This is a genomic window from Paenibacillus peoriae KCTC 3763 (assembly GCF_000236805.1).
Taxonomy (GTDB): Bacteria; Bacillota; Bacilli; order Paenibacillales; family Paenibacillaceae; genus Paenibacillus; species Paenibacillus peoriae.
Genome location: NZ_AGFX01000015.1, coordinates 40,256 through 65,114, shown reverse-complemented (window position 1 = coordinate 65,114; position 24,859 = coordinate 40,256). Strand labels below are relative to the sequence as shown.

The 24,859-nt window shown below is 43.3% G+C and carries 20 protein-coding genes and 1 pseudogene; 3 read left to right on the top strand and 18 right to left on the bottom strand.

What is annotated here, in order from left to right; translation table 11 throughout:
• From KQI_RS0110020 to KQI_RS0109970, 10 genes and pseudogenes are all read right to left on the bottom strand, one after another.
• A pseudogene (locus KQI_RS0110020) lies at window positions 1-485 on the bottom strand (efflux RND transporter periplasmic adaptor subunit); the annotation flags it as partial.
• A 35-nt stretch (window positions 486-520) separates the two neighbouring features.
• Window positions 521-1,630 carry a TolC family protein gene (locus KQI_RS0110015; protein ID WP_010346638.1) on the bottom strand — a complete coding sequence of 370 codons (1,110 nt, stop codon included), beginning with the start codon at window positions 1,628-1,630 and terminating at the stop codon, window positions 521-523.
• Between the two features lie 145 nt (window positions 1,631-1,775).
• Entirely contained in the window at window positions 1,776-3,791 is a 2,016-nt protein-coding gene (locus KQI_RS0110010; protein WP_010346637.1) for an ABC transporter permease, read from the bottom strand.
• Window positions 3,757-4,536, bottom strand: coding sequence for an ABC transporter ATP-binding protein (locus KQI_RS0110005; RefSeq protein WP_010346636.1), 780 nt, complete (start codon window positions 4,534-4,536; stop codon window positions 3,757-3,759). Before KQI_RS0110005 ends, KQI_RS0110010 begins: the two co-directional genes overlap by 35 nt.
• A 101-nt stretch (window positions 4,537-4,637) precedes the next feature.
• On the bottom strand, window positions 4,638-5,624 hold the full coding sequence (locus tag KQI_RS0110000; protein WP_010346635.1) for a sensor histidine kinase: 987 nt from the start codon (window positions 5,622-5,624) through the stop codon (window positions 4,638-4,640).
• The gene (locus tag KQI_RS0109995; RefSeq protein WP_010346634.1) at window positions 5,621-6,322 is read right to left on the bottom strand and encodes a response regulator transcription factor; all 702 of its coding nucleotides are present in this window, start codon (window positions 6,320-6,322) and stop codon (window positions 5,621-5,623) included. Before KQI_RS0109995 ends, KQI_RS0110000 begins: the two co-directional genes overlap by 4 nt.
• 480 nt (window positions 6,323-6,802) lie before the next feature.
• The gene (locus KQI_RS0109985) at window positions 6,803-7,546 is read right to left on the bottom strand and encodes a YggS family pyridoxal phosphate-dependent enzyme (protein WP_029390101.1); all 744 of its coding nucleotides are present in this window, start codon (window positions 7,544-7,546) and stop codon (window positions 6,803-6,805) included.
• A 53-nt stretch (window positions 7,547-7,599) separates the two neighbouring features.
• Window positions 7,600-8,322, bottom strand: coding sequence for a YjjG family noncanonical pyrimidine nucleotidase (locus KQI_RS0109980; RefSeq protein ID WP_010346631.1), 723 nt, complete (start codon window positions 8,320-8,322; stop codon window positions 7,600-7,602).
• A gap of 24 nt (window positions 8,323-8,346) precedes the next feature.
• Entirely contained in the window at window positions 8,347-8,874 is a 528-nt protein-coding gene (locus KQI_RS0109975) for a GNAT family N-acetyltransferase (protein ID WP_010346630.1), read from the bottom strand.
• A gap of 158 nt (window positions 8,875-9,032) precedes the next feature.
• The gene (locus tag KQI_RS0109970; RefSeq protein WP_029390100.1) at window positions 9,033-10,235 is read right to left on the bottom strand and encodes an MFS transporter; all 1,203 of its coding nucleotides are present in this window, start codon (window positions 10,233-10,235) and stop codon (window positions 9,033-9,035) included.
• Window positions 10,236-10,461: 226 nt separating this feature from the next.
• On the opposite strand from KQI_RS0109970, the gene KQI_RS0109965 reads away from it, so the two are divergent.
• Window positions 10,462-11,040 carry a TetR/AcrR family transcriptional regulator gene (locus KQI_RS0109965; protein ID WP_010346627.1) on the top strand — a complete coding sequence of 193 codons (579 nt, stop codon included), beginning with the start codon at window positions 10,462-10,464 and terminating at the stop codon, window positions 11,038-11,040.
• A 96-nt stretch (window positions 11,041-11,136) separates the two neighbouring features.
• Here KQI_RS0109965 and KQI_RS0109960 read toward each other — a convergent pair whose 3' ends face one another.
• From KQI_RS0109960 to KQI_RS26765, 3 genes are read right to left on the bottom strand one after another with little or no spacing between them, the layout of a single operon-like run.
• Window positions 11,137-13,506 (bottom strand): beta-galactosidase, encoded by a 2,370-nt coding sequence (locus KQI_RS0109960; RefSeq protein WP_010346626.1) that lies wholly within the window; start codon window positions 13,504-13,506, stop codon window positions 11,137-11,139.
• 28 nt (window positions 13,507-13,534) lie between these two features.
• Window positions 13,535-14,830 carry a cellulase-like family protein gene (locus KQI_RS0109955; protein WP_010346625.1) on the bottom strand — a complete coding sequence of 432 codons (1,296 nt, stop codon included), beginning with the start codon at window positions 14,828-14,830 and terminating at the stop codon, window positions 13,535-13,537.
• Window positions 14,827-18,195, bottom strand: a complete 3,369-nt coding sequence (locus KQI_RS26765; RefSeq protein ID WP_010346624.1) for a tetratricopeptide repeat protein — start codon at window positions 18,193-18,195, stop codon at window positions 14,827-14,829. Before KQI_RS26765 ends, KQI_RS0109955 begins: the two co-directional genes overlap by 4 nt.
• Before the next feature lie 145 nt (window positions 18,196-18,340).
• Here KQI_RS26765 and KQI_RS0109945 point away from each other — a divergent pair, with 145 nt between their 5' ends.
• Window positions 18,341-19,222, top strand: coding sequence for an AraC family transcriptional regulator (locus KQI_RS0109945; protein WP_029390099.1), 882 nt, complete (start codon window positions 18,341-18,343; stop codon window positions 19,220-19,222).
• On the opposite strand, the gene KQI_RS26760 is transcribed toward KQI_RS0109945, so the two are convergent.
• Window positions 19,191-19,751, bottom strand: coding sequence for an RNA polymerase sigma factor (locus tag KQI_RS26760; protein WP_010346622.1), 561 nt, complete (start codon window positions 19,749-19,751; stop codon window positions 19,191-19,193). The genes KQI_RS0109945 and KQI_RS26760 overlap by 32 nt on opposite strands.
• A 160-nt stretch (window positions 19,752-19,911) precedes the next feature.
• On the opposite strand from KQI_RS26760, the gene KQI_RS0109935 reads away from it, so the two are divergent.
• The gene (locus KQI_RS0109935; protein ID WP_010346621.1) at window positions 19,912-20,778 is read left to right on the top strand and encodes a TetR/AcrR family transcriptional regulator; all 867 of its coding nucleotides are present in this window, start codon (window positions 19,912-19,914) and stop codon (window positions 20,776-20,778) included.
• Between the two features lie 181 nt (window positions 20,779-20,959).
• On the opposite strand, the gene KQI_RS0109930 is transcribed toward KQI_RS0109935, so the two are convergent.
• From KQI_RS0109930 to KQI_RS0109915, 4 genes are all read right to left on the bottom strand, one after another.
• Window positions 20,960-21,598, bottom strand: coding sequence for a YczE/YyaS/YitT family protein (locus KQI_RS0109930; protein ID WP_010346620.1), 639 nt, complete (start codon window positions 21,596-21,598; stop codon window positions 20,960-20,962).
• An 11-nt stretch (window positions 21,599-21,609) separates the two neighbouring features.
• Window positions 21,610-23,049, bottom strand: a complete 1,440-nt coding sequence (locus tag KQI_RS0109925; protein WP_010346619.1) for a glycoside hydrolase family 1 protein — start codon at window positions 23,047-23,049, stop codon at window positions 21,610-21,612.
• Between the two features lie 18 nt (window positions 23,050-23,067).
• Window positions 23,068-23,415, bottom strand: a complete 348-nt coding sequence (locus tag KQI_RS0109920) for a PTS lactose/cellobiose transporter subunit IIA (RefSeq protein ID WP_010346618.1) — start codon at window positions 23,413-23,415, stop codon at window positions 23,068-23,070.
• 204 nt (window positions 23,416-23,619) lie between these two features.
• Window positions 23,620-24,849, bottom strand: coding sequence for a PTS sugar transporter subunit IIC (locus KQI_RS0109915; protein ID WP_010346617.1), 1,230 nt, complete (start codon window positions 24,847-24,849; stop codon window positions 23,620-23,622).
• Window positions 24,850-24,859: the final 10 nt, after the last annotated feature.

Sequence of the window (24,859 nt, the reverse complement as noted above, 5' to 3'; positions counted from 1 at the left end):
GTTTTTATCGCCATCTGTGCCTTTAGGACATTTGCCTTCTGCAGCTCGATATCACTGAGCTTCGGTCCACGCTTGGCTTCCTCCAGCTTGGCCCTGGCAATCGCTACATTGGATTCGGCATTTTTAATTTGTAATCTGGCATCTGAATCATCCAAACGAGCCAGAACCTGCCCCGCTTTGACGCTATCTCCAGCTTTGACATTGACAGCGACGAGCTTGGCACCCTCGACATTTGTAAAATTAATATTGACTTCCTTGGATGCCTGCACGGTCCCGGTCACGGTAAGCGACTCGGTTATGTTGGTTTTCTGTACCTGTACGATCTGGTTCTCTGGACCCTCCGCGGGCTTTTCCTGACTTCTTTTCATATAAACAGTACTGCCAATCCCCGCTATAATGATCAAGACAAGAATAGCTGTTATTCCTTTCAATCTTTTTTTCTTTCTTAATATTTGTAATGAATCTTTCTTTTCTGTTTCCGACAATGTCATATCCCCTTAAAATATATTTTTTCTGAATCCTACACGCTCCACGGCTTGTTCAAAGCCTGTTGCAGCTGTGTCATTTGGACAATCAGTTCATCCATATTACGTTCAATTTGCTTCACTTTTAACTGATTCGTAGCGACCTCCGTACCAGTAGCAAATCCACGTTCCTTTTTCGTACGGGAAATGTTTAACACTTTATTGGCGTTCTGTAGATTACTTTGCATTTGTTCGTATTGTTCATCATTTTGCTGTAGATTAAAGTACATACTCTTCAATGTTTCTGCTAGTTGATCCTTGGTATTTTTAAGTCCGCCTTCTGCTGAATCTACATCAATCTGTTTAATTTCATAATCATCAGTTCCTGAGTTCCATGTGTAATATTTAATTTCCATCTTGGCCAGTTTGACAGACTCCTCTTGTTTCCATACCGAAGGACTCGCCGAGATTGCACGCGTCACCAGCGTATCCAAATTCGTGTTATCCATTTTCCGGTAAACGGGCCGATCAACCAGTTCATACGCCGTACCTTGCGGTTGCCCCATTAGCGTATTTAGCGAATCCAGCGCTTTTTGCAGCGCAGCTTTTGCAATGTCAACATTCTTTTGTGCCTCTATACGAGTCTGAATAATGGTGCTTTTATCACCTGGCGAAATTTTTCCACGGTTAGCCTTCGCCTCAGCAGCTTTTTCCTCCAATAACGCAAGCGCAAGTGCATCCTCACTACCCTTCACTTTGTTATCAGCCAGAAGTACATCATAATAATTTTTCATTGTCGTGTAGTCTGTCTGATCTTGGGCAAGTTCGATTTGCTTTTTGGATTCCAAATAAGAAACCGTCGATGAGGCATACCCCTTCCATGCTGAGCTACTAGCCGCATCCTCTCCACTGTTGCCCGTACCTGCTGGAATGAAATCCAGGTTCTTACCTGCATTTTTCAGCATAATTCGGTTGCGATCTATCGTTTGTTGGGCTTCCTTCAAGCTAAAGCTATTGGATCGTGCCCATTGCTGGGCTTGACTCAGTGTTAATTTCACACTTGCTTTGCTAGCCTGCTGCTGTCCCTCCTCCGCTTGAACAAAGAACGCTGAAAAAGAGCTAGCCGACAAGGCTAACAGCAATAAAATTAAAATACGTTTTTTCATAGTAACCTCCTCTTTCTAAATCTCACATCATTATATCAATACATTGTTATACGAATTTTCGATCTTCTTCTACATCCTTGCAAATTCCAGAAGGGAGGTAGAATCCTGCCCTTCTGCTATTTCTTTACACACAGCTCATTGTTCTTTACAGCATCTTTAAATCCAATTGGCGAAGGTACAGGAAACGTACAATAAGAAAGGAACAGAACTGGATTGCCCAAAAGCAAAGCATAATCTGAATAAGTGTAAGATAGAATGATACTAAATATATACCTGACGCTTCTGGCATCACTAGACAAGGCACTATTCCTATGGATGACACCACTAATGGCAAAAGGAATAGGAATGCAATTTGTCTGACCGCAGACCGTCTCATTTCACTGGCACTTAATCCGATTTTGGAGAGAGTCCGGTATATTTCCTCATCCCGTTGAAGATCTACATACAATCTGAAATACAGTAGGCTTACCGTGCTTGCTAACATAATGATGGCGATAAATCCAGCAATAAATTTACTAATTTCCATATCCATATCCGTTGTCAAGTAATCCACTGCTCTGGAGAAAAACACCCCTTTATTCACCTTGTTAGCCAACATGGAATACAACGCAACCTCCTCTTGAGTTTCAGAAGTTTCCAAGGAAAGTTGGCCATTCTTCCATTTTGGCACAAAATAGAAAACAGATTTGTATGGCAACGGAACATTGAAATAACGTTGTTCCACTAAATGGTCGTAAGTTCGATCTGGAACAATAAGTAGCCTTCCTCCTAGTTCAGAGATGATGCTTCCATCAAACTGCATGTTATGCTCTATCATCTGAGTATCCATAATCTGAATATTCATGATCTGAGATTTCCCCTGATTGTAAGTAAGCTTCTTTTCAAAAAAGGTTTTCTTTTCTTCTAAAGACATCTCGTTTGAATCAAAAATGAAAAAACCTTGATGATCCCGAAGCGCAGGTGCCTGTTTCAGTTCCTTAAACCTGGAGGCAAGAGCTTCATAGCCCGATTGTTTCATCACAGACGCGATCTGTTCACGAAAGGGAAAGATCAGTACTTCACTTTTCGAGTATTTCACCCCGGCATTATAAAAATTTTGGTCAATCTCTTTTTCAAGCCCTACGGAACTTACATCATCAGAAAAAAATGCGAATGAATAAGACTGCTCCCGAAGAAAGCTTTTTTGCTTCTGCATTGAGTCAAAAGTTGACGCTGCTCCTACACAGGAGACGATAGAAATTAGGGTAATCAATGAAAACAGCCAGGCGTTATTCCTAATTTTGTATGTGACCTCAGATAACCATAACAAACGGGTTCCGCTCCAACACCATTTCCGGTTAGCTCTAAGCAATTGAATGAATAGTACACATAATTGGCTGTAAAACAAGTAAATGCCAACAAACCCCATTACAATTGTATATTTAAATGTATCTCCGACTGAATAGTGCAGCATATAAAAAGACAGAGTCCCTAAACGATACGGTGCCAGATAAATAGATGGTGGAAAATCAAGTTTCATTAAATATACAGCCGCTCCTATTAACCCTATGGCAAGAAGGGACAGGCTCCATGAAGCTTTAGATTCTTTTTTGAGTTGAGGAACCCTGCTAAAAAGCTGCTGTAATTTAAATTGGCGTATGAAGAAAACAGACACCAGTGAGATCAATATAAACAAAAACATAAAGCCAACCACTGTGAAAGCCAATGCCTTCCAAGGAAAATAAAATGTTAAATAAAGCCCTGTTACACTGGAGCCCAAAAGCAGAAAGAACTTCGCTGAAACAAACCCTCCAATAATCCCGGTAACCAAGGATATAAAGCCAATCATCAGATTTTCATAAGCGACCAAAAAATAAATTTGTCTGTGATGTGTCCCCAAAATAGTCAATATACCAAATTCTTTTTTTCGTGCAGCAACAAAAATATTGTTTGTGTATAATACGAAGAAAAAGGAAAACACAAAGATCAATACATCTGCAACCTGCAATCCCTTTTTTACATTAACTGCTGTAATTGCATCTGAGACATCCGGGTGAAAAACAAATATCGCATATACGAAAAAAATCGAAATGATCAGAGAGCTGCTTAAATAATAAGGAACGTAAGCACGTGCATTGCGTTTGAGATTATTCCATGCCAACAGACGAAAGCTCATGTGCATGTCTACTTCCCCCCAGAAAGGAGAGCATATCTATGATTTCCTGAAAAAATATTTGCTGGCTATGACTACGGTGGATTTCATTATATAACTCACCATCTTTAATAAAAATAACTCGATCGCAATAACTGGCTTCCAATGCCCCGTGTGTTACCAGCACGATTGTGGAATAGTCTACACGATGGATAAGTTCCAGCATCTCCATCACAACTCGTGAAGACTTGGAATCGAGATTGCCAGTTGGTTCATCTGCGAGCAGGAGTGAAGGAGAGTGAATAATGGCCCTGGCTATAGCTGCCCGTTGCTTTTGTCCCCCTGACACCTCATAAGGCCGTTTGTCCAAAATATCTGTAATATTCAGTTTTTTCGCTACCTCTTCCAGTTTGTGTTCCATTTCCTTTAATCCTTTTTTATTCAGCATCAGAGGAAACAGTATGTTCTCTCCCAAAGTGAGGGTTTCCAGCAAATTATAGTCCTGAAATACAAGTCCCAGCTCTTTGCGGCGAAATAAAGCCAGCTTATCCTTCTTGAGCAGATGTGGGTTTTCCCCTCTAATGCATACCTCGCCAGAAGTCGGCATATCAATGATCGAAATCATGTTTAATAATGTTGTCTTCCCACTACCAGACGGACCCATAATGCCGACAAACTCCCCTTGCTTGATCGTTAAATGGATATTGTTGAGGGCTCGGTGGGGAACCTTGCCATAGTATATTTTGGTGACTTGATCCATTCGTACAATCTCCATAATTCATTCCTTTCCTTTTCTTATGCCATGATCATAATCCATCTGGATAAGAGAGTCGATCGGTTAACATTACAAAAACCTTAAATGTGTTGTAAGGTTTCTTATTTGCGCATTGAAAACAGGATCTGAACCGTTGTCCCTTCACCAACCGTCGAGTTCAATTGAATGTTATGATCCAGCCTTTTACAGATTTCAGACACCAAATAGAGTCCCATCCCGGTTGATTCACTATACTTCCGTCCATTTTCACCTGTGTAATAAGCCTCAAATACCCGGTCTACATCTTTTTTAGGGATACCAATCCCCTCATCCTGTACCTTCAACACAATCACATGATCTCTTACGTCAGACATCAGTTTCAGACTGTGGGCATGACCTGAAGAGTATTTCACCGAATTGGTCACCAATTGGTTAAGTATAAATCTTAGCCACTTGGCATCAGTAATTACACTCAACTGGTCGTCCACTTCAATGGAAGGATAAATTTCGTTGCGAATCAATAGTCTTTTGTTATCATAAATCACTTCATTAACCAGTTTGCGTAATATAACAGGCTCCACATGAAAGTCAGGCTCAAAGGACTCCAATCGTGACATATACAAAATCATGTCCAGCCCTTTACCCATTCGATCAATCTCATCGTGGATCTGATCCGATTCGGGATCTATTTTTCCTTTGAGGATTAAATGAATAATAGAAAGAGGAGTTTTCATCTGGTGGACCCATTGATTAATAAACGTAATATGATCGCGCTGCTGATGCTCTAACTGATGAATTCGGGACTGATACAATCGGTAATATTGTAAAAGCAAATGCTGTAAAGATGATGCCAGCGGATTAAGTACCTTCATCTGAATAAGCTCATCTAAATCTCTAATGTTGGCAGTGGACAATATTCGATATAAACCAGAATACATAATGTACCGGAACAGCAAATAGACCAGCAATAGGGAGAACCCAAAAAAGACGGAATACAGGGCCGTCGACAAGTCACGATAGCCATCCAGCCAATAAATACTTAACACAAGAAAAAGCTGGATGATATTAAAAATGACCAGTGAAAGATGGTCACGCCAAAAAAGCTTCACCGTTCTTCCTCCTCAGTCAAGTGCAGCCGATATCCAGCTCCTCTAACCGTTTCTATGATATCCTCCAACCCCAGCTCGCCCAGCTTTTTGCGGACACGAGTAACATAAACATTCAGTGTATTTTCGCCTACATATTGGTAATCGTCCCATAAAGCCTCTAAGAGATGCACTCTCCCCACAACCTGCTTGGGATACGTCATCAGTAGCTCCAGCAGCGCTGTTTCTTTATAGCTCATCTCTACCTGTTTGTCATGGAACACAAGCTCCATAATGTCGGGATATAGAGTCAAGCCTGACACTGTTACGGAACGTGATTTTTGAGCAACTGCATATGAACCATAAGCACGTCGCAGATTGCTTTCTACCTTGGCTAACAGTACTTCGGGATGAAAGGGTTTAGTAATGTAATCATCAGCTCCGTTTTGCAAAGCAATGACCTGATCCATTTTATCATCGCGTGCAGACACAAAAAGAATGGGGCAAGTAGACTGAGTCCGAATTTGTCTGCACCAATAAAACCCGTCGAAACGCGGGAGATTCACGTCAAGCAGAACCAAATCAGGCTTTACCTCTTGAAAGATAGCCAAAACTTGATCAAAATTTGAAACAACGACTCCTTGATAACCATATTTCTCAAGATAGGATTGAAGCAAGGAGCTGATTTGATGATCATCCTCTACGATTAATATCTTTTGCATTGTGTATTCTACCTTCTTGATACTTGAATTTTAAATAACATGATTCTCTATATATAATGCCTATTTTTGATCGTTCAAGCAATAACAACAACTAAATTCCCTTTATTTTTAAATTAGGAGGATTCAACTGTGGTATAAATTGAATTTTGAATGATATGCATTGTCCCAAACACCAGACCGGTTAACAATATAATCAAAATAACGATAGCGATCACCGTTATAATGAACTCTTTGTATTTCATATGCTCACTTCTTTCTTGCCTAGCTATTTACCATACTAATCAGCTTTGATATAACGAACAACAGTCAAAGCTTACAAAAATCTTTACATTATTGTAAGGTTTCAGTTTGACGGTGAGCAGGATTATGGACATAAAATAAGGCTCCCTTTGCCGAATCAGAATCAGCAAAGAGAGCCTCATTTTCGATTTATCATTCATTTCTATAGATTCCTGACGATGCAACAAAGCGTAATCGAAATTAGTCGGAATCAGAAGTATGCTCGTTCCAATAGTAACTATCGGGATAGATTCTTTCTCCAAATATCGCTGTTCCTACCCGTACCATAGTTGCTCCTTCTTCTATTGCAACCTCCAAATCACCGGACATCCCCATAGACAGTACTTTCATTTCAACACCCGGATAATCTTGTTGAATAACCTGTTGCTGGATCGATTTCAGCAAACGAAAACAGCTTCTTACTTCGTCTTGATTAGCCGACAGTTTTCCAATGGTCATCAACCCTTTTATTCGCAAAGTGTCCAGCTGAGCCAATTGCTGTATCAAAATTAACGCTTCTTCAGGAGAAACACCAAACTTACTTTCCTCATACGAAGTATTAACTTGTACAAGAATATCGACTTTCTTTTTTTCCTTGGTTAAATGGCTATGCAGTGCTTGTCCCAGCTTCAAACGATCCACCGAATGAATACATGTGGCATATTTCAAAACGTCCTTAACCTTATTCGTCTGGAGATGTCCGATAAAATGCCATTCTGCTCGTTCATTACCGATGGATGAATACTTTTGCTGTAATTCCTGGACTTTATTCTCACCGAGCAACGTTTCGCCAAAGTCCAGGGCTTGAATAATTTTCTCTGCAGGGACGGTTTTTACAGCTAACAAGAGCCTCACTTCTTCAGGATTTCTCCCGACAGATTGGCATGCCGAGTCCATTCTTTTTCTAATTTCTTTTATTCTATTTTCAATCGTTAAATTACTCATGTCTATTCCTCATTTCTTCAGAGGGAAAGTTAATCTTTCCCTATCTTATCTATCTAGTTTTTGGGTGCTGTAAGATTCAACACATGGCCCTCTGAAAGTACAATATTCGCTAGTTCCATCAGGCTTTTTATTTCAAAGGTTGGTTGAATTTCAGATGTGTTTGCTTTCCCGGCAGGGTTGAACCAGCAGGTATCCATTCCGTAATTGTTCCCGCCCTGAATATCCGCAGTCAGCGAATCTCCGACCATGAGAACCTTGCTTTTATCCGAAATGGCCAGCTTTGTAAATGCATATTCAAAAATAGCGGCTTGTGGCTTTTGGTAACCCACTTCCTCGGAAATAACCACCTGTTCAAATGCATGACTCAACGGTGAAAGCTGAATTCGGGAGGTTTGGACCTCTTTGATTCCGTTCGTAATGATCGCCAAGCGACAGTCGGACAGCAGCTCACATATTTCAACCGCTCCGTCAATCAAAAAGGCTCCTTCACCCAAATAACGTAAATAAGCAGCACTAAAAGCATCTGGATTGAAATCCAGCTCATGAACAGCAAACAATCGCTTGAATCTCTCCACTCGCAGTTCCGCCGAAGTAATCTGTCCTTCCTCTGCTTCCCTCCACAGCGCACTATTGATTTCATCATAGCTGGCCTTATACTCAGTAGCCCCTTGCGGCAAGCCGAATTGGGTAAAAGTGTTATGTAGTGCAAAACGCTCTGTTTTTTTAAAATCAAATAGTGTATCATCCAGATCAAACAAAATAACTTCGTATTTCATGATAACCTCCATATTGTTGCTTTACTATTTCATCCAGTTTTTTGAGTCATAGGTTTTATATAATATGTGACGCAGAACGCCACCGTATTTAAGCTTGGTGTCTCCAATGATATACCCTAGATTAAGAAAATTATTAAGACTGTAGCTATTTGAAGGATACACCGTTGCTAGAAAAGAAGAAAAACCCATGGAAATGAGTGTCTGTTCTCCCTGCTTTAAAAGCGTCTTTTGCAGGCCGAATCCCCTGTAACAAGGCAATATGCATACTGAGTTCATAACAGCACTGGTTTGAATCCTCTCCACCGGCCATTGTAAGTCATGCCCGAGGTGCCCTTCTTTCTCTCCGGCTGTATCAACAATTAAAAAGCCTGCTAAATTGGTTTGGTCCCACGCCAACATTGTGAAACCATCTTCTCTGATATGCTGCTTTACATACTCCAAATCATCTGCAACAAAATAGTTTCTATCATGGATTTCTTCATCAATCCGACACATGGTTTCATAAATACTTTGCACGTGCTCATAATCAGCCTTTGCTAATAAGAATTCCATATATCCTCCATTCGACATTGTTAATGTTGATTATGCCTTTAAATAGTAATGACCGCAAGACTGTTTGACAATCTGAAGCGGTCATTTCTCTTTAACCGCGATTTATCAAATATCCGTAAGCTAACTTCAACCAAGTCCGGTTTGAAGTTCTTCAGCGATCAGTGCTTTTTTTCAGTGAAGAAGTAAAGCAGAGATAAAAGTGGTAAAGCTACCCCAAGAAGTGCTGTGAAACTCCAGCCGTTATAAGCATAAGTCCATCCTCCCAAAGAGGAGCCAACCGCTCCGCCAATAAAGAATAGGGACATAAAAAGACCGTTTAGACGACCTCTTGCCTCACTCCCCAATGAATAAATTGCACGCTGTCCAAGTACAAGATTACCCGATACGGCCATATCCAGCGTAATGGCTGATATAAAAAGCATCACGAGGGCAACAATCGAATGGGCTTGAAAAAGATAGATTAGCAAAAAGGAGATCGTAGCTATAACCATAGCCACTCCAGTCAACAAATGGGTCCAACCCTTATCCGCCAGCTTCCCGGCAATCGGCGCTGCAACTGCCCCGCCCACTCCAACTAAAGCAAACAATGCGATACCTTGCTGAGACATCCCGAATTCGTCCGCCAATCGTAAAGGAACTGTCGTCCAAAAAAGGCTAAAGGAACCGAATAAACATGCTTGATAAAAGGCACGACGACGCAATACAGGTGTTTGTTTGAAAAGAACGCCCAATGAGAAAATTAATTCACCGTAGTTCATCGAAGGCGAAGGTTTACGCTCCGGAAGCGTGCGCGACAACAGAATCGCCAGCAGCGTGATAACAATGGCTGATAAGGAAAATACAGCCTGCCAGCCCCAGATGCTGGTGATGAAGCTAGCCACCGGCCGGGCAAACATAATTCCGAGCAAAAGTCCGCTCATCACGTTCCCTACCACACGGCCACGCTGCTCCTCGGCTGCCAAATAGGTTGCATAAGGCACCAAGATTTGGGCTACTACGGAACCCAGTCCAATAAACAGCGACGCAATCAGAAATAACGCTCCGCCGGGGGCAAATGTTGCGGCCAGCAAAGCACATACCACCACGATTAGGGATACAACCGCCAGACGCCGATTCTCAATGATATCGCTGAGCGGTACTATAAACAGCAGTCCTGCAACGTAACCGATTTGAGTCAAGGTAACAATTAGTCCAGCTACTGCTGAAGAAAGCCCCATCGCGGCACCAATTGGCCCAACCAATGTTTGGGCATAATACAGATTGGCAACGATCAGACCGCATGCGGATGCCAACAGAAACATCATCCAATTTGAAATACCTTCATTCTCATTGAATGAACTCTTTTGCACACTCTTTTGCATACTCTTTTGCACAATAATCATTCTCCTTTTTGGATAATGTGTGGCCGAACGATATGTTCAATATGACCGCCATCAAAAAACAATATACTAAACGTTTAGTTCAGTAATTCGATAATCAAATAATATACTGAACGTATCGTTTTGTAAATAGGCTGCATATAATTTTCTTTTTAATTGAATGTTTAGTATACTGAACGTACCGTTTTTATTTAAGGAGAGGATTATTATGCAGCGCAAAAGAGGACGTCCACGGAATGTTGAAACGCAAAAGTCTATACTGTCCGCTTCCTATGATTTGTTGTTGGAAAATGGCTTTGGCGCGGTTACCGTAGAGAAAATTGCGGAACGCGCCGGAGTCAGCAAGGCCACGATTTATAAATGGTGGCCGAATAAGGCGGCTGTTGTCATAGATGGCTTCCTGACTGCGGCTGCGGACAGGCTGCCCATACCGGACACAGATTCTGCTTTTCAAGACTTACTCATCCACGCTACCAATGTCACTCGCTTTATGCTCAGCCGTGAGGGGAAAATCATTGCGGAATTGATTGGTGAAGGCCAGTTTGATGCAGGACTGGCAGAGGCCTACCAGACCCGATATATTCATCCTCGCCGACTTGAGGCCAGGCAGCTTTTGGAACGGGGAGTCCAAAGCGGGGAATTAAAGGGGAATCTGGATATCGAATTAAGCATTGATCTCATATACGGGCCCATTTTCTATCGCTTGCTGGTAACCGGGGGTCCGTTGGACGATGCGTATATACAAGATTTAGTGGAGTCTGCGTTTCAAGGGATTAGAGCGGAATGAGCGGGAGATATGCACATCTTCATTCGCAATGATAAATCAAAGGATAGCAGTTCTTCCAGTCTCCTGAGAGATGCTATCCTTTAAAATTTCTTTAGCTTATTTCATGAAACGGATGGAAATCTCATACACAGGAACGATGCTGATAGAAAGGATATCAGCAATGGACTGTTCTGCCGTCTCATTCCAACCAGCCATGGTTGTATTACTGTTGACCACTATACCTTTGCGGATCGGCGAAACGTACAAATACATGCCATGCTCCACTAAACGTTCCTCGAATTGCTTCAAACCGATTTCCCATGCTGTATCGTTGCAGAAGTTATCATTGATCAGCTCGCCTTTGATGAAGGCATATCCAATATCGCCTGTATAATGAATACGCAGCAACGCTTCCTTCAATCCTGTAAAAGCATTCCTTGCAAAATCGAGTGTGGCTCGTTCATTGTTCATCTTGGTGTACTCAAACTGGATCTCTGTTGCGGGCGCTTTCAAGTTATACGTCTTAAATAGCCCCTCTTGGGTCATTCCGGTCAACTCCCCACCCCTTATCGATGCAAAAGAATCCTCAAAAGCCGGGAAAACACTCATGACAACCGTATGTTGGTCTGTTGATTCCAGCTTCAACTCTTCTCCGTCCTCGTACACAAGCAGATTGGTATCTGTAAATACAACTCTTTCTCTGCCGTGCAGCTTTACTTTCCAGAAATTCAAGCTTTGCTGACTTGTCATCGTATAAATCATGATTCTTTTGCCACGAGTAGATTCAAGCTGAATCAGACTAGACTCCGAATCTGCGACTTCAATAACCGTCAATTCTCCAAGCTGATTACAGTTTCCCTTATCTACCGTCGCTTTTTTGATACCTTCCGAATGTATTGCATACGAGCCTTTCATACCTTCTGGGATATAGAAAAAATAATATTCCTCCCCATCTACCTCCATTTTCGTAATCAACTGTGCCGTGGCGTACTTGAGTGTTATGCCGCCAAGGTCAAAATTAAACGGCAGGATGGCAAAGCTGTCTTTCCCCAGCGTTAATTCGCCTTGATGCGGAAACGTAATGGTTTCTCCCCGCAGATCAACACTGATATTAAAATCCTCCAGGTTGTGAGTATCCACATGATCCTGGAAGTTATTTAGAAATAAAAAGCCTGCTCCCTGATGCGATCGGACTGCATAACGTAACGTTTTTACGTCATAAGGGTCCACTTGAATGGTATCTCCTGGCAGTAGCGTCTTGGTGCGTGAAAAAAGCTTTTGGAATGTGGATAAGAAGTAATGCTGTAGTTTTGTTCGCTTATATGATTCTCTCACCTGACCGAATTCTCCAATCATGGCGTTGAAATCGTAAGATATTTTGGGTGTTGCCAAATCGTTGGTATATGGATTCAATTTGCCTTTCGGATTGGAACCGCCATGGTACATATAGTAACCGATCAGATTACAGCCTTCCCCTACCTTCATCACCGTCATAGCTGGAACGCTATTATACGGAAATGCAAAACGGTATTTATAGAACTGCACCATGCCGCCACCCATCTCGCAGCACGCATACGGGTAAGTTTCCGGCAGGTAACAAGGCTCGAAATTATAGCTGCTCGGAATGTTGTTATTATGTTTATCCCGGAAAATATACTCTGGAGTGGCCGGATGCTCGGTTATATTGCTTGCACGTCCTTCCTCGTAATAAATCCAGGGCCAATACGCATATCCACCCCATAATGGCAGCATATCCGGGACCGGGGTCGACGCACCTCCCCAAGCTGTACAGGTGTAAATCGGTGTATCTATTCCCGCCTCAAGTGCCATTTCCTTCAGCTTTAACATATGTGCTGTGCCATCCCTTCCACTGCTCACCCACATATTGGTGATGCCTACCGTCAGGCCCCATTGGGCTGAGGAATGCTGGTGCTCATTTTCGATCTGGGTCCCGATCACAGGGCCGCCGTCCTTGTACAGCAATCCTTGCACCTGTAACCCGATTTCCTGATACAGCTGGTGTACATAAGCAAGATAACCTTCATCATTAGAGCGTACCTCAAAGGGACGACCAAATAACCAATCTGGAAGACCGCCGTTCCGTATCTCGCCGTGGCAAAAAGGACCGATGCGTATAATGACGTATAAACGGTGTTTGGAACACAGTTCAATGAAACGGCGCAAGTCCTTGTTGCCTTCCCATTCGAACACCCCTTCGACCTCTTCATGTAGATTCCAGAAAATATACGTCGCAATGATGTTGACACCGCCCATTTTGATCTTGACAATCTCGTCTTCCCAATACGCTTCATGGTAACGGGAAAAATGAAACTCACCGCAAATACCAAAAAACGGCTCGCCGTCTTTCTCCATATAATAATTGGTAAAGCCAATCGACTCGCCTGCGGGATTGGTTCCGCCCAGAGGGATATGCCCACTGTAAATGTGCTTGTGATCATTTTCGACGACAATTCGATAATTTTTCATAAAGAGCACCTCTCTACATGAAGTCAACCTAGCGACACGATGCCGAGTCGAGAATAAAATTGTTCCACTTTCGCTGCCATGCGATATCGTTCCAGAATGGATGATGCGGTGCGCAGTTTGAGCACAAAGTCATTCCCCAGAAGCCAAGCGACATGCCTTTGCGCAGGGCGTATTCGGCAATAAACTTGCCGACAGGCCCTTCCTCAAAGCCGGCATAAAGCGGAGTATAACCAACGTATCCTTCTCCAATGACAATAGGCATACCGGAATGACGAGTCCATTCGTAAATTTCCTCCAATCGCAAGTCTGCCTTTTGCAGCATTGCCAGTTTATGATCACTGTACCGGTCATACAAAAACAAATCCCATCGCTCGGGATCTACCCAGTCATGCAAATAAATTTGCTTCATGCCAACCGGGTTGCCCTCCATGCGCCATTCCTGTCCTGCAGGCAATGTCCATTCCTCAAAGGGAGGGGCATCCTCCCGCAGCAAGGATTGGACAAAGGAATTCGGAAAAGGTATCTCCTCATCGTTCAGCCCGGCGCAATCCAATAATTCATTTAATACGCCTTTTAAATAAAGGTGAAAATGCGCCACCTGCATATTCTGCGCCACATACGCCTTCGGATAGGCTTCGTTCAGCGTATAGCTCGCTGTCATCAGGACATCGGGATGGCATTCCCTCAGAGAAGAAATGGCCTCCTCCACATACGGCTGCATGACTTCTACAAGCGCCGCAGTGTCAGATACTGCAATGCCTTGAGCTGTACCGACAGCGGTCAGCTGCCCAAACTCCACCTCGTTATGCAGCTCTGCGTATACGATCTGACTGGCATAGCCTTCGTCCTTGACAAAGCGAATGAGCTGATCCATGGATCGTGCAATGGCCATAAACCGATCCTGCGGTCGAATAGCAGCCAGTTCGTCGCGTAATGCAGAATGAGCCAGGAAGCTAGGGCTTTGCTGGTACTCCCAGGAGGACAAAATAATATAGCAGCCATGCTTTTTCGCCTGTCTGAATAGCTCCAGCAGATGTGCATGCCCGTCCAGTTCGGCGCCGCCCCGGCAATTATACCAACGCGTGCGTTGACCAACTTCTCCGAGATTGCCGAACTTTAACGGTCCCGGCCGTTTCCCCTCTGCGGTAAACAACATAAACGGCATCGCACATATACGGATGGTATTGTACCCCCTGTCTACAGCCTCCTGAAAACGAGCCTCAAGATCGTGATAAGGCTCTCCCAGCAAAGTCATCGTGTACCAGGAGAAATCCCACATCGTAATCGTTAGCTTCCGTGGCAGATTTTTCATCAAATCGTTCATCCGCGGGCCCCTCCTTTGCTGGCTGCAATCATGAAATCGTTAGGTTTCACATGAATCAGTGCTCCTTGATGGTGCGGTTCCAGTTGCAATACGAATCCAAAATGATGCTCAGCTTGCTGCTGCTTCCCTAGTCCCAGTAAACCCAGTGCTTTCATATAATTGCAATGTATCCGGTTGCGCATATTCAGATCGTCTTCAAAAACGAGGAAATCAGGCAGAGAAACTGCAAAATAATCCATTTTTACATCATCAAACAAATGTTTATCTGCATAATCAATGAGCTTATTGAAGCAACTGCGTGCTTCCTTGGTCTGACCAAGCAGCTGTCTGGCCAAGCCCTGATAGAAGATCATATCTGGTGGCTGATCGTTATAATAGATCGTTCTGGCAGGCTCTTCAAGTCCTTGTGAAGCTATGGTGAATGCCTCACGTGCTTCATTCTCTTTGCCCAGCTTCCTATAAGCGCAGCCCAAATAATAATAAATGTCGTTCTCCTGCGCCCCGTGCAGCTTGCCTTCCCCCAGATTTTCCGGATACAGAAGCGCTTGCTTGAGTCTTTCCACAGCCTGATCGAACTTGCCTGTTTGCAGGTCAATCTTGGCAAGCTCCACCATGGCCAGCACATATTGACCGGTCACCTTCCCTTCCCCGCCCTCCCAGGGATGGAATACGCGCTGCTTCAATAGTGATAATGCTGCTTCATATTGCCCCAACGTATTATGAAGCGTTACATACTCCAGATATAGATCGTCACGCAGTGTGACTATGTCCAGATGTGCTGCCAGCATGTTCAGTCTTGCTTCTGGTTGCACGCCAACTTTCTTGTATAACTGATCAAGCTCATACAGGATACGGGCATCGGAGCGATTACAGTCAAATGCCTTTTCCAGCGCTTGCCGTGCCTTCTCCGGCTGCCCCAATTTATTGAAGTACCCCAAAGCAAGATTCCGGTGAACCACGGAAAAGGTAGGGTCAATCATCCGTGATGCTTCCCAGGCAGCGATTGCATCGGTGTGCCGTTTTTTGTCATACAGCCAATTTCCCAAATAATAGCGGGCTCGATCATCATCTTGGTCCATGCGAATTGCAAACTCTAATGCATCAAGCTCAAGCAAGCTGTTCGGAAAACAATAGTCGGGTGGTGTGGCGGTGGCCATGACGAGAGCTCTATTCGAATCCTGCGGCCGACCCAGCTGCGCACAGCAATAGGCTTGCACATAATGTACCATAGGATAGTTTCGCGCCTTCGCGGGAGCATTCTCCAACACCTCAACCGCTTCCTCATACAAACCTGCTGCTGCATAATCCCCTGCTACCGCCATATAATTATGTGCATCGCTACGCATCAGTTTGAACAGTTCGGTGCTGACTTCCGCTGCAATGGCAGCTCGATCCAATTCTTGAAGTGACAGTATCTTTTCATAATAGGCGGTGAAATCAGTCGTATCCAGTTGAAGTGTTTCTTCGCAAAAGCGTATGGCTGTGTCATAGTTACCAAGCTTCCGCAGAAGTGCCGCTTTCAGATTGCGCGCCTTATAATTGCGGGAATTGCGACTGAGTGACCGTTCCGTCAGCTCAAGCGCTTCTTCATAGCTGCCTTTTTCGCAAGCAATTTGAGCTAGCTGGAAGTAGCCTGCGTCTTGCCAGGCTGCTGACCATACTGATTTATAAAAAGCGGAATATGCTTCCTCAAGTCGTCCCTGATGCTTGAGCGACAAGCCGAGCTGATAGAAAATCTCTCCGTCATTAGGGTTCGAATTGCGACTTGTTAAGCGCCTCTTGGCCTGGCGAAAGTGCTTTTCGCTTTCGCTATATAGTCCCCGGCGCAGAAGCAATGTGCCATAAGCGATATGAATTCTGCTATCCTCCCTGTCTCTATTCAGTCCTTCTATATAATAGGCTTCCGGTTCAAAGGTGGCATGCCGGTATTGCTCCAGATGCTGGCCGGCCAGGTACAATTCTTCGTTTGTTTTTAATTGAGCTGGCTCAGGCAGCGGTGATGCTGCATCCGGCAGTGGCTCCACTTTCGGTTTCTGCGGCTGGTAGCTGATCAGCAATCGCCCATTCTCATCCCTGACCGTCAATTGAAGCTCATCATCCTCGTCCTCCGCATCAAGCGTTACTTGCTTGGCAAAGGTGACATCTGGGGACAAATGGACCGACTCTTGAAGATAAACCCTGCGCGGGCTGCAAAGTTCGACAAGTACGTTTGAAAACGGTGAAGTCACATAAACCAAAACTTCAACCAGTTCTGCGGCCCGGTCAATTTCGAGATTTACGGCTGCATGAATCGAAGCGTTTTTCACAACACCGATGTTTTTGTAAGGCATAAAATATTGGCTGAATGACTTTTCCTCATAGGGCTGAAGCCAGGAAAAATCCGGTTGGTTGTCTGTATAGACTCCGGTCATCAGTTCGATATACGGCCCGTCCTCATCCGTCAGATTGCGGTCCCAAGCCTTGCCAAACTCACCGTTGCCCCAAGTCCACTGTTTTTTGCCTGGGGAAATATGATGGTTCGCTACATGCAGCAGTCCTGCCTGCAGTGCATGGTCATATCCGCCTACAAAATTGTAGTCCGATGTATAAGCCATGTACGAGGTGGGGACCGGTATATTTTTGTATCTGGAGATGTCTACACCTTCGGAATAGTCCATTTTGTAATAGATGCCAGTAGCTATTGGAAAACGAGACACATCCCTCTTCCCGTGATCCAACACGGAAGTAACATCTGGAGGAAACACGGATTGAGTATGATCGTTTACCGCTACAGCCGGATTGGCCCACCACAAGAATGTTTGCGGCTCCGGGGTAGGATTATACAATTGAACCTTGATCTCAATATACGCTCTGTTCGGGTGCAGCGTAAAACCAGCTGTCATCTTTGTGCCATACATCCGGTCAATCTCACTGACCCATGCTGTTGCGCTCCTGTCCTCATTCTCAACAAGCTTATAATTAACGGGACCGAAAGTGTTCGGACGGTGATGCTGTGGCCAGTTGAACTCGATGCCTCCCGAAATCCAGGGTCCAGTCAGACCGACGAGTGCAGGCTTAATAACCTGATTGTAATAAACAAAATCGTAATGATTCGTTTTGTCAATGGCCCGGTAAATACGTCCCCCGAGCTCAGGCATGATCTGGATTTGCACATATTCATTCTCCAGAAAGACTATTCTGTAGTCACGCAACTGCTTCTCATTTTTAATTTTGTCAATGACTGGATGCGGATACACACGCCCCGAACTGCCTTGATACACCCGTTTCTCCAGAAACATAGGGTTCTTGTCAGGCTCACCAACTCCATATGTCGGAATTTGGACGGTTTCTTCCCATATTTTCACCTTGGAAACGGAGGTGTTCAACACGATCACTCCTTAATTCTTGTAATGGCTTTCATGTATAAAGTTTATGAGAGCATACGTGGTTGCACAATTGACAATTACCTGTTTATGATGGACTATACACGTATTTTTTGATGAATAATTCAAGGGAGGCAGGCAGATGGACATGAATAAAAAAGACGCAGGATTTGAGCGGGAGAAACTTTACGTTCTCCCTGCTTATATTGTGGATGAATTAAAATCGCATGCGCTTACGAGAGGGGGCTATATTACAGACATTGGCTATTTTCCACAGGCCCGTCATCATTTTCGTGAGAGGCTCCAAGGCTGCAATTCTCATATTTTTATCTATTGTGCCAGCGGCAAAGGTTGGGTTCAGATGAAGGATCAAGAAGTCATATCTATGACTGAGCAAAGTTTTGCCTACATCCCCATGGATGTGCCGCATGCTTACGGGGCTGATGAACATGATCCCTGGACCATATACTGGTTCCACTTGAGAGGCGAACAGATTGGAGAATTTATCGCTCTGCTGGAGCCATTCAAACCTTATATATCTCTGCTGCCCGGAGACGAGGCGAAGCTGCTGGAGTTATTTCATCAATGTTATGACCTGCTCGTGGACAAACCCTATTCTGTCATCCATCAGGTGCAAGTCTCGCAAAGCATCCGTTATCTGCTAAGTTTTGTTACATCCGTGGCCGCCCGCAAGCAGGACAGCAAAACGCAGAGATATATCGACATAGCAACCCGTTATATGAGTGAACATCTGGAATCCACGGTCACTGTAGGGGAGCTTAGCCAGCACATTCGGATATCGAAGCAGCATCTGAACTTTATATTCAAGCAATCCACCGGCTACTCCCCGATTGATTATTTTCTGCGTATGAAAATGCAACGTGCGGGTCAACTATTGGACCTGACAAGTGGTTCCATTAAAGAAATCGCCGCAGCACTTGGCTTCCAGGATCCCTATTATTTCTCAAGACTGTTCAAAAAAATAATCGGCCGTTCTCCTACCGACTATCGCAACCAGTTGAAGGGGTAAAGTCGGTAAAAAGCTTTGAATTAAAGCTCCATTCTGCCAATCGTTCGCGTGCTTTGCGCAATCGTATTTTAACTTCAGCAACCTCAATATGAAGTACATAAGCAATTTGTTTGATTGAACAATTTTGAAAATAAGAAAGGTGAATTACGATCCGAAAATCCTCTCCCAGTTGATTGACTGCATCTCGCAAATTCATTCTTTGAACGCTCGCATCGTGAATGGCTTCTTTGAAATCATGGGGTGATTCTGCGATTGCAGCCGCCTCCCTCCTGCCCTGCATAAGTTGATTACATTCATGAATCAAGATACGGATTACTTGTGTTTTGAAATGCTCTGGTTCTCGAAAAGTATGGATCGTGGTATAGACTTCAAGCATCGTGTTTTGAAAAGCAATCATGAATTCTTCGTCATGACGGACAATACACTTCGCCAAGTCATACAATTCAATCTCCAGCTTCCGGCATAACTGAATAAACGACTCACGATTACCTCGCTGCGCTTTAATAAATTCCTGCTCCAAGTTATACACGATGATGTCCTCTTCTTTCCTTATAAAGTAGTTCTTGCGTGTACATATAAAATAGAATTGTACTTATGTATATTTTTTTGTACTTAAGTTTATTTGTTTTAATGCTATAATAAAGCGATATAAAATGACTGTCAATTTGTTTTATAGGGGAACAAGAAACATGACCAAAAAAGAGCAAATTATTGAAGCTGCCAAGTCCTTATTCCGCGACATTGGTTATCACTATACTTCTATCCAGGATATATTGGAGAAGTCGGGTGTCTCAAAAGGTACTTTCTACAATTATTTTTCTTCTAAACCTCAACTGATACTCAGTATCATTCAGAATGTCGACGCAAAAGTGGAAGAGCAGAAAAACCAGTTATTAGTAGAGGGTGACCCTCATAATAAGGAGATTTTACATTCGCAGTTGGGGCTAAAGTACGCTATTTATAGCCGTGAAAATATCCTGGAGCTGTATAATATTTCGATGGCCGAGAATGACGAAGCGTTAAGAAAATATATGGCAACCAGCCATTATGAGGAGTTAAACTGGTTGGCCAGACGTTTAATCGAAGTTTATGGTGTTGAAATTGAAGCTAACGCTATGGATTTATCCACTCATTTTATTGGGGGAATCGGATACCAGTTCAGATACTCAAGACGAATGAATTTCGATATGAATAGCTCTGGTATACTGGCATACAATATCATTCGGTTAGAAAAAAATATAGAAATAACCAAGCACTATAAGGATGTTCTTTTTCCGTTTAAAATTGAAAAAAACGATGAGGATCAGGAGGCAGTTGTAACATATATTAGAAATTTATTGGGTACGGAGGATACGGATCGGACTTCTGAAGAACAAGAGTTAATTGACTTTATTCTGGACGAATGTCAAAACTCCCGTATTAGATGGAGCATTTGCGAAGGAGTAGCCAGACAGCTTAAAATTCTCTCCCCCTCTTCTTCGAATAAAGACCGGAATTACAATGAGCTTTTTAATATCATTTATAAACAAGCAAGGATAAACAGGTCCATTCCATAGTTGCTTAGCGAACAATTACAGAGTAGAGGCAAAAGGAAAACCGAAAGCATGGTTTCGCTCGATGGAATCCATGCTTTCGGTTTTATGTGCATACCATTATGTTTTTAGCTTCCATTTGGTTCCATCAATACCAGAGGCTCTGCACTCGACACAATTTTCTCCGTGTATCTCTCCCAAACTCCTAAGATATTATTTTATTTCTCGAATTTTTTTGCAGCAGTATAAATAAAATCTTTTCGAGTAGCAAAGTTCCCGGCCCAGTTAAAGCAAAGGCAATAACGGTTCCGATGCCCACGATTCCCCCGAAAAAGAATCCGGTGCTTAAAAAGATAGCATCTACGCCTATTCTGCCGATATCATACCTTAATCCAAATTTCGACTCTGTATATCGCAAAATAGCGTCTATAGCATACATGCCATTGCCAAATTTCATCAACAACACATAAGTGATGGAGTAACAAAAGTTAGCCAGGATGACGATGACTATTTTAATGAATAGAGATAAATCAGCCAGCTGCATGTGCGCAATAAACGGATGAATCCAATTAATGAATGGTCCGACAAAAAAGGAATAAATCATCGAAGAAAAACCTATAGATTTACGATTTAATAAAAGACCTGCAGCAAGAAGTACCATATTTACGAAAAAGCTTGTCAGACCTACGCTCATTCCAGTACTTTTGTGCAATCCGTCCAATAAAACGGTTAATGTATCAGACCCTATATTGCACTCGATAAATAAATTAACGGCTAGAGCGGTAAGCACCATGGCAACGACCAAAATCATAAGTCGTCCGCCAAATTTCAGATAAATAGACATTTGCGAGACCTCTAGTCCAAGTTTTCTCCATTAGAAGCGATCACTTTTTGCATCCAAGAAAAACTGTCTTTTTTGAGGCGCTTTTTACTACCGTTGCCACGATCATCTTGGTCGACGTAAATAAATCCATAGCGTTTGCTCATTTCCGAGGAAGAACAGCTAATAATATCGATTGGGCCCCAAGCATAATAACCTCTTAAATCCACCCCGTCTTTAATAGCCTCTTTCATTTGCTCAATATGGGCCCGGTAATAGTCAACCCGGTAGGAATCATGGATGGAACCGTCTTCTTCCAAGGTGTCATGGTAACCGATCCCGTTTTCCGTGATATAAATCGGGCACTGATACCGGTCATAGAACAGGTTGAGGAAAGTGCGCAGACCGATCGGGTCAATCGTCCATCCCCAAGGGTTGGCCGGAAGTTCGGTATTGCGGTAAGGTCCCGTTTTGTTTTTCATGCTTTCCGCATCGTAAATGCGGGTATAGTAGTAGGAGAAGGACATAAAGTCCGCCGTATTTTTCAGTGCCTCTTCATCGCCCTCTGCAAATTCGACAGTGATGTTATTGTCGGCGAAATAACGGAAAGCATAACCCGGGTAATATCCGCGAAGCAGAATATCCGAGAAAAAGTACTCCATCTGATTTCTGCGCACGGTGGCAAAGATGTCTTCCGGCCGGCAGGTAGCCGGATAAGCCGGTCCCCCACACAGCATCATCCCGATTTGCAAATTTGGATCCAGACTTTTGGCATATTTCGTGATCAGGCCGCAGGCAACAAATTCATGATGCAAGCCTTGGTATTTGGCGGAGGCCAAATCATCCACCACATCCTCAGCAATGCCCAAGTGGTTGAAGGATTCATGATCGATCAAATTGATTTGATTGACGATAATCCAATATTTCACTTTTTTATGGTACCGATCAAAAATCACTTGGCCGAAGCGAACAAAGAAATCGATCATTTCTCTGGAGTACCACCCTTTATAAGCCGTCGTTAAATGAATCGGCATTTCATAATGCGATAGGGTGATCATCGGCTCCATGCCGTTCGCTATAATTTCGTCGATCAGGTCATCATAAAATTTCAAGCCTGCTTCATTCGGCTGTGTTTCGTCACCATTCGGAAAAATTCTTGTCCAGTTAATCGAGGTGCGAAAGGTTTTGAGTCCCAATTCCCCTAACAATTTCAAATCTTCTTTATAGGTGTGATAGAAATCGATGCCCCAACGTTTCGGAAAAACGCGATCTTGGCTTTCAATGGCTTCTTTAATATAGTCCGTAGTCAGTTCTAAATTCGACTTTTTATCTAAAGGAACACCATCCAAATATTCATTAATATCCGCTACGCTTAACCCTTTTCCGTCAACATTGTAAGCACCTTCTAATTGGTTGGCGGCAACCGCTCCCCCCCATAAAAAATCGGATGGGAATCCTGTTGGAATGTTCTTCATTTTGATAACTTCCTCTCATTATTTATTAGTCATTTCCAGTTGGATCAATCTCTGGTTCAAGCTCTCGAAAATATCAATTAACCGCTTGGTCATATTAATTTCACTATAGACCGTCATGAGCGTATCTTGCGCATGGGCAAATAAAACGGAGTACTCTCCTTTTGCTCCTTCCGTTTCTTTTTGGATACAATTCGTTTGCACGCGATGAGCGATGACAATTTCCGCGTTGGCTAATTTCATTTTCTCCTTAACGCTGTCAAAGTCGCTTTTTTCAATATCCTTTAGTACTTCTGTACAATGCTTTCTTGCTTCCCCTGCGTGCAAAATGATTTGCATCGCATCTTGGGCTACTTGTTCCGAAGTCATAATAAAGTCTCCTTAATAGAGGTAGTTCAAAAAGTCATCTTTTGATCACGATGCAGGTCAGGAAGTGGTCTCGACGTCGAAACTTGAATTCAACCGGGCCTTCCGTTGCTCACGTAGGTTCGCCTACGCTCCGCTACTCAGTCCCTTGCTTCATCCAACCTTCTCGGTGCTGAAAACCTAACTTTTTGAACACTCACTCATAGATTAATTGGTTTGCGGCAATTCTTTTTCAAGCTCTTGTTTTTCGTAGGTTTTGAAAAATGGATACCAAATCATCGTGGCTACCGCGACAACGATTAACATCAGGATAATGCCTGTAATGGTTCCCGTTGTAATCCAAGTGGAAATTGGAAAAGGAACGTACCACATATCGAAAACCACTTTCGGGATGGGGCCAAAGTGAATGACTTTGGTTCCGATCCAAACGATCAACGGTAAAATTAAACCATTGATCCACATAGGCACCATCATAATGGGATTCCATACGATTGAACCAAACACTAAAGGCTCGTTGATATTAAAGATAGATGGGACCAAACATGCGCGTCCCAGTGCTTTTAACTTTGTGCTTTTAGAAAGCAGATGCATAATAGCCAGCGGCAACGTACAGGCTACACCGCCTACCCACAAGTATGCCGAATAAATCGTTTCGGCCGTTACGATATTATGCGCCCCCGCGGTAGCGTTTGCCATAATGGCCGCCAGAAAAATCGGCTTGGTGACAGGAGTCAAAATCCAACTGGAAATCCCCATCGAATACAAGAAACAGCTGATAAACAGAATTAACATGAATCCCCAAGGTGTCTCTACCACGTTGGCCAACGGCATAAAAATATTTAAAATGATGTTGTATATATCAATATGAACGAGATCGACCAACACCCAGGCCAGAACGATAGTCACCCCAATGGGAAGCATGGAATCAAACCAGGATCTGACAAAGTCCGGGATGACGGAATCTTCTTTGAAAAAGGAGAATTTTCCGAACAGCCCCATGATATAGCCGGTAATCATAGCGGCGATGATGGCAACGAACATGCCTCCGGTGCCCAAGGAACTATGATTAAAACCAACCGTACCGTCCTTTACGACTTGAGGAGTTACGATGATCAAAAAAGTAACCAGGCTTGTACAGCCGGCAATAAAGCGCTGTTTTCTTAACTTCTTCTTTTCCATCAAATTGAACGGAATCAGGAAAGAAACCAACAGCGAAAGCATGCCCATCGTCCATCCGAACGGAACCCAAAAATCAGGGTAGTTTTTGATATGATACACATCTCCAGGTATAGTCAGAAGACAGAATACCGATCCTAAAAGAATAAAGGGCAATAGTTGCATGACAGAATCCTTAAGTGTGATTACCCATACATTGTTATTGACTTTATTCATCTTTGGAGAGAAGTCGTTTTTCAGCCATTCTATTAATTTGTTCATTTTGGTTGTC